Genomic DNA, 14865 nt, shown 5'->3' on the forward strand with positions numbered 1-14865 from the left:
CCTATCCTTAATGATGCGGGTAGTGTTGCATCATTCACAATAAAAATGTGGTGAGTCATTATATGAGGAAAATAATATTCAATGGTACACACTTATTTCTAGAAAGGAACACGGTTTTCCGAAGCAATATCTTGTTTTGAGTGAAATGTCAGCAAATACTGTATTAGTGCTGGACACTGTAACAGATAAAGTTTATAAAGTTAATTTTGAGGGTGGAGATGAAAAGCTTTTAAAAGGTTAAAAGAAACTTGGTCATCGTTTTTTTATTTCTTAAAGGAATATTTTAATTGTTAATTAATGTTCAATAAAAGATAATTCTAAAACCATGGTTGATAGTATACCTTTCAAGGTTTTTTAAGTATCAATTACTATATGGTGAAATTTATATCGCGTTTGATTTAAATACTCATGATAGCTAGCAACATTACAAGAACATTTTAATACAACATCACATTGGTGGAGGTGGTCAAGCTGTAGCGGTACCCTCAAAACTACATCCAGGTTTAGGAGGGATTCATAATGCTGAATGGAGGAACCCGATTGGATAAAAAGGAATTATTTAACTTTATCAATGAACATAAGGAATCAGATAATTTTACAGGTGGAGTAGATGAGAGTCGAATTAATTCTATACAAAATGAGCTTGGGGTGGAATTACCAGAAAGTTATAAATGGTTTTTATATACTTATGGTTCTGGTGGGTTATATGTTGATATTTTAGGAGTGGCTAAGTCAAATAGAGCTCCTGTTGTTGTTCATACAAAAAGATATAGAGAATTAGGAATGGAGAAAGATTTAGTAGTTATTGAAGATGCTGGTGAATATGCTTATTGTCTATACATCAGTGAAATGGAGGATAATGAATGCCCGGTAATAGCGTGGAATAGACCAGGGGGACTTGATGACTACATTACAGCAAAAAATTTCTATGAGTTTTTATCTCAAAGATTGTTAGATGCAAAAGAAGCATGGGAAGAAGATTTTTAAGATAGATAAATAGAAGAAGTTATAAATGAATGAAAATCAAACAAAAGCCGTTGAAATTTTACATTTATAAGAGGATTTATATAGTTAGTCTCTTTGATACATTAAAATATACCAAGACCATGTTGATACTAATTTCTAAATTAAAATTCATGTAAATGCTATTTGCCACCACCTATAATACAATTCACCTTGCTGGAGCTCAGTGAGGCTTTAAATGAAAATATCACTCATATAAATACCTCGAATACTTTACTAATCCCCTTTACTAAAATAAACTAAAATTAGCTTAAATATAGGATATAGGTGATCTATTATGAAAAAAACAGTCCACGTCGTTGGAGCTATTATTGAGAATAAAAAATATGAAATCTTCTGTGCGTTAAGAAGCCCAGAAATGTCATTAGCAAATTATTGGGAATTTCCAGGTGGTAAAATCGAAGATGGAGAAACACCTGAACAAGCATTAGAACGTGAAATTCAGGAAGAATTTTCTTGCTCGATTCAAGTAGGTTCCAAAGTAGAAGATACAGTCTATGAATATGAAAACGTAATTGTACGACTTGAAACTTACAAAGCAGAACTTACAAAGGGGCAACCTACAGCATTGGAACATGCTGCCACAAAGTGGGTTACACGAGAAGAAATTACTAATCTAAATTTCGCCCCTGCAGATATCCCTGCAGTGAAGAAGATTGCTAAGGAAGAAAGATAAGAATTCGAAGGAAATGATGTGAACTGACATGGAGCAGCAAAAACTTATTCAAAAAATAGAAAACTCACTATACAAAGGATTTATAGATCAAAACAAACCAGTCTCTACTCAATTTAAACCAAAACTTTTAACAAACAAGCATCATGAAAATGTTTTATCTACATTACTTCAAGAATTAAAAACATGTAATACATTTATCTTTTCTGTCGCCTTTATTACTGAAGGTGGTTTAGCAACTTTAAAAACAATGCTTTACGACCTAAATAAAAAAGGGATAAAAGGACGTATTCTAACATCAACATTTCTAAATTTTAATCAGCCTAAAATGTTTAAAGAGCTTCTAAAACTTAATAATGTTGAAGTACGAGTAACTAGTGAAAAGGGGTTCCATTCTAAAGGATATATTTTTGAACATCAAGACTACTACTCATTAATCGTTGGAAGCTCTAATTTAACAGACAGTGCATTAAAAGCAAACTATGAATGGAATGTATTTTTAACTTCATTAGAAAATGGTGAAATAATTAACCATTTTAAAAATCAATTTGAAGAAGCCTGGGATGCAGCATTTCCTTTAAAGGAAGAATGGATTGCTAATTACAAACAACATTTTGAACTAAAACCTTTTGTTAAACATATTTCTCCAAATGCACTTGAAATAAATGCTGAGTATTTAACAAACACTCTTGCCGATAGCTTAGCAATCCAACCGAATAAAATGCAAATAGCCGCACTCGAACAATTAAAGGCACTTCGAGAATCAGGCGCTAAAAAAGGATTAATTATCTCTGCAACAGGTACAGGTAAAACGTATTTATCTGCTTTTGATGTTCGTAACTTTGCTCCTGGGAAAATGCTATTTATTGTTCATCGTGAACAAATCTTAAAGAAAGCAATGGGAGATTATCGAAGAATTCTTGGTGGGCACGAAGATGATTTTGGCATTCTTTCCGGTACCTCAAAAGATATTCATGCTAAATACTTATTTGCTACGATCCAAACCATTTCTAGGGATGGCTACCTTCAACAATTTATGAAAGATCAGTTTGATTACGTGTTGATAGATGAAGTACATAAAGCTGGTGCAGAAACCTATTTAAAAATAATTAATTACTTTAATCCTAAATTTTTGCTTGGTATGACGGCAACACCTGAACGAACTGACAAATTTAATATTTATGAATTATTTGATTACAACATCGCGTATGAAATACGTCTACAAGCAGCCCTTGAAGAAGAAATGCTTTGTCCATTCCATTATTTTGGTGTTTTAGACTATGAAAAAGATGGTGAAAACATTGATGATACAACAGAACTCCGAAAATTAGTATCCTCTGAACGTGTAAAACACATTATTGAAAAGATTAATTACTATGGATATTCAGGTGATTCTGTCCGTGGATTAATGTTTTGTAGTTCAAAAGGGGAAGTTCATGAACTTTCAAATGCTTTGAACCATGAAGGTTTAAAAACGATTGGATTAACTGGTGACAACTCTCAAGAAGAGCGTGAAAATGCAATTAGCAAATTGAATAGTGGAGAACTCGAATACATATTAACAGTTGATATTTTTAACGAAGGAATTGACATACCTTACTTAAATCAAATCGTAATGCTCCGCCAAACACAATCTAGCATTATCTTTATACAACAGCTTGGTCGCGGACTACGTAAACACAATTCTAAAGAATATGTTACGATTATTGATTTTATTGGGAACTATAAAAACAACTACCTAATTCCGATTGCCCTTTCTGGTGACCAAACACTGAACAAAGATAACATCCGCCGTAAAACTGTAAATACAAACTATATCCAAGGTGTATCAACGATAAATTTTGAGGAAATTGCAAAAAAGAAAATTTTTGATGCTATTAACAATACTAATTTATCAACATTAAAAACATTACGGGATGCTTATTCGGATATGAAAAATCGTTTAGGTCGAATTCCTACTCTCTTTGACTTTATTGAGCATAATTCAATCGACCCTGAAGTAATCGTGGGTTATTCTCAAACCTACTATAATTTTAAATTGAAAATGAAAGAGTCAATTCCTTCTCTCACTGAATATGAACAATCTGTTTTAGAAATGTTTTCAAAAGAGTTTATGAATGGCAAACGTATACACGAAATTCTTCTAATTGAAACGCTAATTGCTAATGAGTCCATATCCCGAAAATCATTCGTTCAAAAATTAAAAGATTTTGGTACATATGCAGACGATACAACCATTCATTCTATTGAAAATATGTTCTCACTAAGATTTCATGTTAAAAATGATATAAAAAAATATAAATTCAAGCCAATTATTGAAGTAGTTGATGAACACTATCGATTTAATGTAGAAATTCAGGAGAGTTTGAGAGATTTAAATTTTAAAAGTTATATTGAGGATATTATAAGATGCGCTTATGTAAAAAATAAAAAATATGATAAAACAAAAGCATTGACGTTATTTGAGAAATATTCCCGTAGAGATGCTTGTCGTTTATTGAACTGGCCACATGATGATTCATCAACCATTTACGGGTACCGCGCAAAATATAACACTTGTCCAATCTTTGTTACGTACCATAAAAAGGATGAAGTTGAAACAAGTCAAGCTTATAGTGATGAATTTTTATCACCTGAACTATTTAGATGGTTCACTCGTAACCGTTTAACACTAGATTCCACTGAGGTAAAGAAAATCATATCTTATAAAGAGTCGGGATTGAAAATTCATCTATTTACGAAAAAGGATGACGGCGAGGGCACAGATTTTTATTACCTAGGTCAAGTTGATATTGCTGAGGATAGTGTAAAAAACGAAACCATGCCTGATGGAAAAGGAAATCATCTATCAGTCGTTACGATGAATTTAGTACTAGAACAGCCTGTTCTGTATGATATTTATCATTATTTAGTAGAAGAATAAGAATTAATCTCAACTTGAAGTGAATTAAATGCTTCGAGTTCTTTCTTTTCTATGTGATGGCTAATAAAAAAATTATTTTAGCTTCATGGAAATTTTTTTAATACCACACAAGCTTTTTTAAAGGAGCTGTTTGAAAAGCCATACCCCTGACTTTTCAACAGCTCTCTTTTATTAGAGAATTTTATTCGGTTTTTAGATTTCCTTATAATAAGACTCTGTATGGAGATCAGTGACAATCCTAAGAATTCTTAAATTCCGTTACCATATTCCTCAATAACCCACTAGGGGCCGTTTCACTACTTGAGAGACAATTTATTTCTCCAAAGACTAGGAAACTATCTTTCGCTCTTGATACAGCTACGTTTAGTAAACTTCTATTAGCATCAATAAAATAGCACCCATCACTCTTTCCATATACAGTGGACATAATAATAACCTGTCTTTCTCCACCTTGGAATGTATGAACGGTACCCACATCAACTAGTTTTTTCAAATCCTCTGGCAGTGATTTTTTTATCTCTGAAACCTGCTGTTTAAAAGGAGTTATTATACCTAAAATATCTTTATGTTTTATTTTTGGATACATCGTTTTTAAATAATTAAAATTTCCGACAACCCAACTTACTATTTCCATTGCTTCTGCTTCATTATATCTACTACCTGCACGTTTACTAGATTGGATACTATCTATTTGGTAGTGTCCAAAATAAGGAATTGATCGTTCGTTTAGTTTACATTTTTTATCATTTGCACCTAGTCCTCTTTTTGGCTCTAAATTTCCTTTATAAACTAGCTTGTTACAGTACTCAATGATTTCATCATAACACCGTCTATGCTCACTTAAAAATAATCCTCGCTCTTCAAACTTTTCAAATTTGCAGCTTTTGCAAGCAACCTTCATAACACTTGATTCTGATGTATTCAGTCCCAACGTTGTTAGATGATCAAATTCATCTTTTAGATTAATCACTCCAGCTGTTTTTGCTAATGATATATCTAGCTTTCTATGTATATTCCAAACAGGTTCTATTTGATGGACATCGCCAACTACAACTGCTTGTTTAGCCAATGAAAATGAACATGCTGCAATTTCGGGCGTTACTTGCCCTGCCTCATCAACAATTAATAAATCAATTTTATTATAAAGGTATTTTTGCTGTCCCTCATCATATGCAAGAAGTAGCTTTGGCAATTGATAAAATGTCATGACATAACAAGGTGTAATCATACTTAAATTCTCATAGAATAGATTCAATACATTTTGAAAGTTTTTTCCCCTTTGTTTAGTAGTAAGTTTCTTAGCAGTTAACCATCTACATTCATAATAATGAACCGCTAACCAAAATGATAAATATCTTAAAGAAGTATCCAACAGTCCATTCAAATCATCTATATTTTTTACGCTAAAAATATCTAAGTTTTTAATTTCAAGCACATTTAAATTAATTAAATGGTCAATGACTTGTTGAATATTAATCCTTATGCCTTTAACCTTTTTACTTAGTTCCTCTTTTTCGTGAACGCTGTTTCTTACATTTTTAATTATCGAACTATAATTTGAAATAATCTCTTCTATATCCATACTATCATCTAGAAAATCTTCTTCTAGGTCAATAAAAGCACTTATTCTGTTTTGGACTTTATGTTTAAAGTTTGGTAAAAATTTCAGCCAACGATAATAGAAGGGAATTTTCTTATACTCTTCTTGCCATTCCCTTACTCTAGATTTCAACTTTAGTAAATTTTCTTTTCCTTCTTCTATCTCTCTTTCAATATCTACCATAAACATATCTATACTATTTCCATTATGATTCATCTCAAAAAAATCGTTGAAATTTTTTAAAATAGTATTACTATTGTTTTTTATTCCATTTAATCGATTCCAAATTTTCTCTTCACAATCTTTTAAAGAGTGGACAGGCGTATCAAAATAAGTGGAGCATTCCTTTATAAACTTCTCTTGAGAAGTCTGGATATTTTCATCACTTTCCACTTCTTCAAAGAAGTTTTCTCCTTTAGGATTCGTATGGTGAAATCCCTTTTTTGTTGCCTCATTCGCTTTACTAGCAGAAGGAAAATAAACAGCGAAGCTATTTACCCCCTCAACCCATCTCTTCTCTAGATTATTGACAGCCCACTTTTTCTTTATTTTTCCAAATGATTCGATTATATTCGTAACAGCTTGGTTATTGGTTGAAGCTGCGACAATTAATGGAGCCTTTTCTTTATTTAAAGCTCTTTTCACATATAAATTTGCCACAAGTGTTTGTAATAATGTTGTCTTCCCTGTACCGGGAGGGCCATTAACAGCTAAGATATCACCTTCTTCCATATGATTAAAATGAACAAGGCATTCTCTTTGTGAAGGGGATAATCCATATTCTCCCCCCATCTGGCCAACATGTTTTGGTGACTCCTCTATAGAATTCTTAATTAATGGGTTTAACAAGCTAAATTCTTGCTTAATGAAATTTAAATATAATTTAGATTTTGGATAGTTCCCCTTTATCAAATCATCATATAAAGCTAAAATATTTCCTGTTGCAATGATAGTATCATCTTTAAATAAATAAATTTTATCCTCCAACTCTATGCTACCTACTATTGGTTCAGTTATTTTATTTCCTGTAATTTGCTCATACATTCCTTTACACAATTCAAAGTAAGATGCCCAATCGGGGCAGTTTTTAAATTCATGAATATGATCACTCATATAATCATCAAAAATATCTAAACTTCCAACTGCTAAAGATTCATCAATTAACGGAAATAAATATTCCCTTGGTATCCACGGAGTTTTCACCTCTGGAGGAAATAACCTTCCTTTCCCGTCTAACAAAGCTGGAATGAAAAATATCCCGCTTAAATCTTCGATATTGTTATTAACTCTTTCTTGCCTTTCAAAGATGATCTTAATTGTTTTTGGAACAATTACTACTTCAATTTTATCCCCTGAATAATTATTAGCCCTCTTAAAAAATTTTCGATAATTTTCTTCTGAGATCTGACCTATTCCAATATCTTCAAAAGAAACAATCTCATATGAACTCTTTTTGAAGTCTATTGATAGTTTAGCCGCAATACTGTCTCTAAAATATTGGGTCATTTGAAGATCCATTTGCATAAAAATATTTCCTTTCAGTATATAAATGTAGTAAATAATATGAAGTATATGAACAAATTTATAAAATACGAATGTACCACAAAAAACACATAATATTGTCCAAACACTTCTAGACAGTTTAAATAGAAAAGATTATATACTTGCGATAGGGTTCACCGTAGTTATTTTTGACCATGTTAGTCGCAAACTCTGTTTTTCGCCCCATACCTTCCAAGCCAGGAATATAAACCGCATAATCTTTTTAGCAAAACCATTCTACCATCTTATATGAATTAGCATTCAATTGTTTTATTATAGCTAGAGGTTCATTATGAGCCTGTTCCTTAGCTATCCACTCAAATTCCTTTCCAATAAATGATCCTAAACCAGATCCTCTTAAGTTTCCACCAATCTTGATCCAGTTTGCTCCCTATCTCTAAATTACAAAATTCAAAGGCTCATTTTTCTATTTTATCAAATATGGTTCCTTCTCAATGTCCCAAATTAATTTATCTTCTTTTATTTCATAATAAGTTCTCGATTCAGAATAATTTTTTTACTGTTTAAGCAGCAGATTTATCCTTATCATATTTCATACATTTCAGGAGATTAAAGGTCATCCAAACCTTAATTAGTGAAATAATAAGCCTTAACATAATGCAATTTGCTTAATCTCTATTTGATATGGGCTTAACCTCTATGAAGCAATTTTATTTAATTCTTCTGTTACCCATTAATATAAGCTCTGTTTCGCAAATTCTGTCTCTTATAAATACTGATTCATCTTTCATGCCTCTTCCTTTTGCATATACAATAAAAATTTTATATCAATATCCCATCAATAAACTACTAAAATTCCTCTATCTTTTAAGAGATAAAAAAGGCGTTGGTGATTAACCAATGCCTTTCTAAATTAGATATATATATTCTCTTTCCTTTTTAATTATATAAGACTTTTGGCTGTGTTCATACCTATACGCGGTGTACATTCGTCTGGAATCTTCTTTATAGCTAATAGGTCATTATCACGCTTATCAAATGCTTCATCAATATAAAATTCAGGGGTACTGATAAAATCAGAATATTTTACAACCGCACAATAAACATCTTTACTGGTGTAATGGCATTTGTCTCCATTATAAGCATGATTTTTCTTAATTAAATTTGGAATATAATATTCATAAAATGCCTTATTTCTATTCCGAACTATCCCACCGCAATCAGAACACGTATCACTTGTAAAAATTGTGTTATATAAATCATCTCGAATTACTGCTAACAAACCATTATGTTTATTCTTACTAGTGTCGCGTAAAGATGCCTGAATTTCGGAATTAACATATGGGCGTTGTGCAGTTTCCCAACCTAATAAAACAACAGTCACCGTTGAATTATGTAAGTAATCTTCTCTTATAATTCTCATAATTCCATCTTCGCTTAAATCGGTATTTATTTCTCCGTCGGCAACGGATGAATCAATAAAATCCTCTCCTCCAAACTTTTCAATTATTTCATTTTTTAAATCTTGTTCGTTCTTGTGGTGATAACTGATAAATGTTTTATGCACTCTGGATTCCCCATTTCTCTATATTAATGTCAAATTCGGCAGCAACCTGTTCTGTGAAGAATTTATTCAATTTTTCAAAATCAGTTGTTAGTTGTTCATAGTCATGGTAGCTTTGTTGTAGTTCACCAATTGGTTTCATATAAAAATTTTCTTCATCTCGTTTTTCTATGTATGTATACCAACGTCGATAGTTACTTTGGTGCGTAGTTAAGAAATCGTTTAATTCTTTTATGATTTCATTAGATAAATCATATAGATGAGTTCCTTTGCTTATTTTATTACTTTTTCGTTTTTTTTCATCACCTAATATCTTAATTTCATCTCTAACAAACTTATATACTTCAAAATAAGAATCTAGTGTTTCCTTAATATTGTCATGTTCTAAATCCACCTTAAATAAGGTTCGCTTTGTATCTAAGAAAGTACGCAGCTGCCTTTTAAACAATTGGTTTGGATTATCGAATAAAACATTAAATCCACCAATGCTTAATTTTTCAACACGAAAAGCCCACTTTTTAAGCCCTATGAATACCAACAGAAGGGTTATCAACAATAAGGGTATTAACGTGAATAGGGTAGTAGAAATAAAAATTAAATTTCGCCACAAAGTGCTTATATAATGGACTTCTATTTTTTGTATATCAACTATACCAAGAAAGACCATTATACCACCGATAAGTAATACTATGTTTAGCCATTTTGCTATTTGCTTCACGAATTCCACCTCGAATACAACCCACACCTATATTTTACCAATAATTAACCAAAGAATATCATATGTTATCATTAATTAGCAATATTTTCATTTTATTTTCACTAATGTAATTTAAGCGTTCAGACAATGCTTCATATTGGCTTCGAGGTCGTTCAATTTGAATTATTCCAACACATTGATGCACCGAAAATTGTAAATCGTTTTATATCAAACTTCGAGTCTATATTACTTACAATTTATAATGTTGATAAAAAGTAAATTAAGGGGGTTATAAATACTTTAAATATTAACGAAATCCAAAAATTTAATTTACATTATAATGAAACGAAGTATATTTATGCTTATATTTTGTAGTTACTAACACTATGCTAAGGTTGGATCAAAGGACTAATATACATAGATACTGGTTCTCTCGGATTAACTAGATAGATAGCCTATCTTTAATAACAAAACAGGGTGCAATAAGCATCCCATTTTGTTCATATATTTTCTATTTCTTTGTTACGATAAGAGTTTCGGAAATTTTATTTGAAATAAGTATATAATCAACTCTTAATTCTTCTATATATTCAAATAGCTTTTTAACTTGTTCAGCTTTTGGGTTTTCATTGAATCCCTTACTATAAAGTAAGTTACTACTTATTTCTTTAAACTTTTTATATTTATTGTAACGATAATACTTCTTTAAATAATTTATTACTTGGTTTGAGGTATCTGGATAAAAATACTTTAGTAAGAACCAACTTAGATGTTCTTCAAACTTTACGATTATTCCTTTCTCTTTTTTCTTATTTATATTTATTATTCTTTCTTTTGAAAGAAGTAATAAATTAATTATTTTTTTCATTTCTCTAGGTGTTATATGCTGATTTTCACTTATATCTATAATTATTTTTATTAGTATTTCTTTCTCTACCTCAGTAAAAACTCTAAAATAGTCATTTGATGAATTATCTGATAAAAGATGGTTGATATATTGTTTATAGCTATTCTCATAAGGTAAATAGTAAGGAATTGTTATATATTTTTCTAGATAATTTTTCCCAAACGCTAGCTTTTCACTATTCGGCACAAACTCTTTATCAAAATAGTGAAAATTGTTATTAGCCAATGCGAAACATACAGTCTCTTCGTTAATAGCAATTACATGAATTATTGATTCTACTGGTAAAAACAGTTGTAAAGCTTCAAAAAACTCTACGATTGTTTCTTCAGAACAACGGTCTAATTCATCAACTAATATTACTATCTTATCTCCACTTCTTTTTGTCCAAGCTCGAATAAGGACTTCTAAATTCTCTTTAACCTTTTCTCTAGTACCTAGAAGATCCTTGTAATCTGGATACTTTAATTGAGAAATAAGATTGTCGGACATTGGTTTAGTAAGAAATTTTAATTTTTTTATAATAGGTAGGACAATATTAGTAGCTACTGTAAAAGTTGAAACCAATCCTAAAATATTTATTATTACATCATTTTCTGTTATGACTTCTAAAATTGACTTGTCTTTAGAATAAACAAAAATCCAAATCAGGAATAAAGCTAATAGGGAAAAGTTTATTATATAATTCAATTTATTTTCATTAAATGATTTTTTCAACATATATAACCCATATTTTACTTTTGCTAAACTTCCTACTTCCTCTTCATATTTCGCAAAGAGTCGACTTAACATTGAATACCAGATCTTATCTTGATCATTGTATTCTGACGCATCGAATCTAACCACATGGGTTTTATTATATTTAATTTCCTCTTCTCTATCATCTTCTATCTTTTTGTTAATATTACCTAATTCATTTTCAATTAAACCTAAAAATGTAGATTTTCCCTCACCCCAATTTCCATAAATTCCGAGTGTTAGTGGAGTAAGTGTTTGTTTATTAGAAAGAAGCTTGCCTATTTCTTGAGCATGTTCTAATCGAGATAATAAATCACTGGTACTTTCTTTATCTCGAATAATATACCCTTCTCTGTGAATTAGATTTCTTAACTCCTCTCTTCTAAATTCTTCTTCTTCATTATATTCAATTTCTCTTAATTCCTGTTCAAAACCTGATAAATCTCTACCTAATTCATCCAACTCATTGTAGTGAACCTCGTCTTCCTGTATATCTTCATCTAGTGGGTTTTCTCCTCTATCATATGTAATCTGATCTATACGGTCATTTAGCTCTTGAATTTTATCTTTAAGATATTTGACCCTTTCTTCTTTATTCATTAAAAGTCTCTCCTATAAAATTTGAATTTATATTTTTGAATAGTTATTGATACAAGCCTATAAATTAATATTCTAAATATCTCCTAACATATATATAACACATATTAACATTCTTTCCTTTTATAATTTTTTATATTAAAATTTAGGATGGAGGACTTTTATGAATGAAATTAGACATGTAGCTTTTCACTGTCTCGTGTCAACCTAAGAACAAGCAAATGGAAGTTATATTATTGCTGCTCAGTTATATACTCTACGCCAGTATGCCATACTTTATGTTTGGATATTGCTAGAGAATATGTTGATGAAGGAATCAGTGGGGAGAATGTAAAGGGGCGCCCTGCTATACAACAACTTATTGATGTTGAAGCTGACAAATTCGAAGCTGTACTCGTATGAAAGATTTCTCGACTATCTCGAAATATGTTAGATATCCTAATACATCAGGGAGGCTAACAAGCATTTGCTTCATTACTACACTATAAGAATGAAATTAACATCCTTATTAATCATTCAAAATCAGTAAATAAAGTCTTGCTTGAATTTGGCTTTACAGAGGTCAATTTATCAAAGATGTTTAATATTATTCACACATTGTATCGAGAAACGGATAGTGCTGATTATATTCAGTCAGTACCCGCTTCTGATAATAAAATCTCACTATATTTACAATAATTTTTGCTCTATTTACTATACGCTTCTCCGTGATAGCCCTAAATGAGGTTTCCTCATGATATAGAGTTGGTTATTGACCAAGTCATCGATTATTCTATAAATTGAACTTTGTCATATGAATTTACTATTGTTTTTGCATTATGAAATAGAAATTCCTTTTCTTTTCTTTTACGATTTGCTGAATAATAAAGTTGATACACTTTTTTAGGCAAATTCTCATATAATTTTAATATAGCATTATTAAAATCATAAGTTGTTATCCAATGACTTTCAGAAATACCTTTAATTTCATAGCAAAGTTCTTTGTGATCATCATGGTCATAAAAATTTGTATACAAATTTTTCCCTTGTTTATAATATGGGGGATCAAAAAATATAAAAAGTTGCTCTTTGGGAAAAAGAGGAATAACTTGTTTTATAAGATATATTGCATCATAGTTATAAAGATGAATTTTTTCTTTATATGAAGAAATACGTCTAATTTTATTAATTAGATCAACTTTATTAAAGCGACAGTCTAACTTATATTTTCCACCATCATCCCTACTAATTGGTCCACCTTTAATTATTCCAGAACGATTAGTGCGATTTAAAAAAAAGGTAGCAAACCCTACTTCAAGTTTACTGTAATTGAAATGATTATTATAGATGTCTTTCTGTTTTTCCCATTCCATTATATTTATTGGAGTATTTTCAATTAATTTTAGGAAATTATCTGTATCATATAGAACACAACTCCAAAAACTATAAATTGCTTTATCAAAATCATTAATTACAATTGAATCTACATCGCCATTTATAAGTAATTCAATTGCTAAACCTGCACCACCAGCAAAAGGTTCAATATAAATCGGCATATTAATATTATTTTGCTCAATTAATTTTCTTACGAACTTATATAATTGAGTCTTTCCCCCTGGGTATCTAAGTGGAGAAAGTGTTCTTGGCAATAGCCCCTCCTCCTTCTAGTCCGATAAGGACATATTATTGAACAAAATTTCATCCAAACATTTCAAAATCGCTGATACCTTTTTCCAGGAATCTAGTAACTCCTGATAATCCGGAACCTGAGTTTGAGAATGGATATAAAAATTAATAATTCTAGTAGCAGCTGCATTATTATTTTCAGTAAATGTTATTTCTATAAGCTCAATCTCTTCTTCAAATTCTGGATAGAATTTTTTCAGGTGTTCCTTAATATTATTATATAACAGCTCTCTTAATTTTTGTTTTCGCTTTGTTCTGTCCCTAGCAACTCCTTTTATTCTATATTCTATTTTATCGTTTTTAACAAAGTAATCTATATACTCATGAGTATATGTCTCTAGCAATGAGCGTATTAAATACATAGAGCCCATTCTATTTTCTTTATATTTATTATTCTTGATTTCCTTAAGTAACGTATTAATTCTTTTATTTTTTTGATATTTATTAGTAAATGGAAACGCTCCTGTAAGATTAACATATTTCTCTACATCATTGGCAGATCTAATAGGTCCTTTTCCCTCTCTAGACACTTCCTTTGGTTCTGTTGAATTTGTCCCTTTTCCTTCTTTTGGCCTTTCTCCTGAATCTGTTGGATTTGTCCTTTTTCCTTCTTTTGGCCCTCCTCCTGAATCTGTTGGGTTTGTCCCTTTTCCTTCTTTTGGCCCTTCTCCTGAATCTGTTGGATTTGTACCTTTTCCTTCTTTTGGCCCTTCTCCTGAATCTGTTGGATTTGTACCTTTTCCTTCTTTTGGTCCTTCTCCTGAATCTGTTGGATTTGTCCCTCCATTCCCTATAAATTCTCCTTCAATCATTGTAGTTGTTTTGCACATTTCTATAATTTCCGAGTCAAAAACAACATTCATATTTGTACGAGTATCAATCTCATTTTTAATATAAATTCTCACTAGTGTTGCATTAATTTATTTTCACTATTAAAAATACTCAAAATGTTCAATTTTATTATTTTGTGCAAAGAAA

The 14865-nt window shown here is 30.7% G+C and carries 10 protein-coding genes and 2 pseudogenes; 6 read left to right on the plus strand and 6 right to left on the minus strand.

Going from position 1 to position 14865, the window contains the following annotated elements:
* Positions 1 to 64 precede the first annotated feature (64 nt).
* From H9655_RS22865 to H9655_RS21800, 5 genes and pseudogenes are all read left to right on the plus strand, one after another.
* Positions 65 to 294 (plus strand): annotated as a pseudogene (locus H9655_RS22865) (SMI1/KNR4 family protein); the annotation flags it as partial.
* Between the two features lie 131 nt (positions 295 to 425).
* Positions 426 to 548, plus strand: a pseudogene (locus H9655_RS21785) (hypothetical protein); the annotation flags it as partial.
* Positions 541 to 987 carry an SMI1/KNR4 family protein gene (locus H9655_RS21790; RefSeq protein ID WP_191817330.1) on the plus strand — a complete coding sequence of 149 codons (447 nt, stop codon included), beginning with the start codon at positions 541 to 543 and terminating at the stop codon, positions 985 to 987. The pseudogene H9655_RS21785 and the gene H9655_RS21790, both read left to right, overlap by 8 nt.
* Positions 988 to 1300: 313 nt before the next feature.
* Positions 1301 to 1699 (plus strand): (deoxy)nucleoside triphosphate pyrophosphohydrolase, encoded by a 399-nt coding sequence (locus H9655_RS21795; protein WP_191817331.1) that lies wholly within the window; start codon positions 1301 to 1303, stop codon positions 1697 to 1699.
* A 28-nt stretch (positions 1700 to 1727) separates the two neighbouring features.
* The gene (locus H9655_RS21800) at positions 1728 to 4619 is read left to right on the plus strand and encodes a DUF3427 domain-containing protein (RefSeq protein ID WP_191817332.1); all 2892 of its coding nucleotides are present in this window, start codon (positions 1728 to 1730) and stop codon (positions 4617 to 4619) included.
* Positions 4620 to 4857: 238 nt separating this feature from the next.
* Here H9655_RS21800 and H9655_RS21805 read toward each other — a convergent pair whose 3' ends face one another.
* The 4 genes from H9655_RS21805 to H9655_RS21820 all read right to left on the minus strand — a co-directional run bounded on the left by H9655_RS21805 (position 4858) and on the right by H9655_RS21820 (position 12225).
* The gene (locus H9655_RS21805; RefSeq protein WP_191817333.1) at positions 4858 to 7743 is read right to left on the minus strand and encodes an AAA domain-containing protein; all 2886 of its coding nucleotides are present in this window, start codon (positions 7741 to 7743) and stop codon (positions 4858 to 4860) included.
* Positions 7744 to 8665: 922 nt separating this feature from the next.
* Positions 8666 to 9289: a TIR domain-containing protein gene (locus H9655_RS21810; RefSeq protein WP_191817334.1), complete on the minus strand. Its 624-nt coding sequence runs from the start codon at positions 9287 to 9289 to the stop codon at positions 8666 to 8668.
* Positions 9282 to 10004 (minus strand): hypothetical protein, encoded by a 723-nt coding sequence (locus tag H9655_RS21815; protein WP_191817335.1) that lies wholly within the window; start codon positions 10002 to 10004, stop codon positions 9282 to 9284. Before H9655_RS21815 ends, H9655_RS21810 begins: the two co-directional genes overlap by 8 nt.
* 490 nt (positions 10005 to 10494) lie before the next feature.
* Positions 10495 to 12225 carry a KAP family P-loop NTPase fold protein gene (locus H9655_RS21820; protein WP_191817336.1) on the minus strand — a complete coding sequence of 577 codons (1731 nt, stop codon included), beginning with the start codon at positions 12223 to 12225 and terminating at the stop codon, positions 10495 to 10497.
* Between the two features lie 279 nt (positions 12226 to 12504).
* On the opposite strand from H9655_RS21820, the gene H9655_RS22600 reads away from it, so the two are divergent.
* Positions 12505 to 12624, plus strand: coding sequence for a recombinase family protein (locus H9655_RS22600; RefSeq protein WP_225230810.1), 120 nt, complete (start codon positions 12505 to 12507; stop codon positions 12622 to 12624).
* A 365-nt stretch (positions 12625 to 12989) separates the two neighbouring features.
* Here the strand turns inward: H9655_RS22600 and H9655_RS21825 are convergent, their stop codons facing one another.
* Positions 12990 to 13850 carry a DNA adenine methylase gene (locus H9655_RS21825; RefSeq protein WP_191817337.1) on the minus strand — a complete coding sequence of 287 codons (861 nt, stop codon included), beginning with the start codon at positions 13848 to 13850 and terminating at the stop codon, positions 12990 to 12992.
* Between the two features lie 15 nt (positions 13851 to 13865).
* Positions 13866 to 14792 carry an ICP22 family protein gene (locus H9655_RS21830; RefSeq protein WP_225230811.1) on the minus strand — a complete coding sequence of 309 codons (927 nt, stop codon included), beginning with the start codon at positions 14790 to 14792 and terminating at the stop codon, positions 13866 to 13868.
* Between the last annotated feature and the right edge of the window lie 73 nt (positions 14793 to 14865).

The sequence above is a fragment of the Cytobacillus stercorigallinarum genome, assembly GCF_014836495.1.
Taxonomy (GTDB): Bacteria; Bacillota; Bacilli; order Bacillales; family Cytobacillaceae; genus Cytobacillus; species Cytobacillus stercorigallinarum.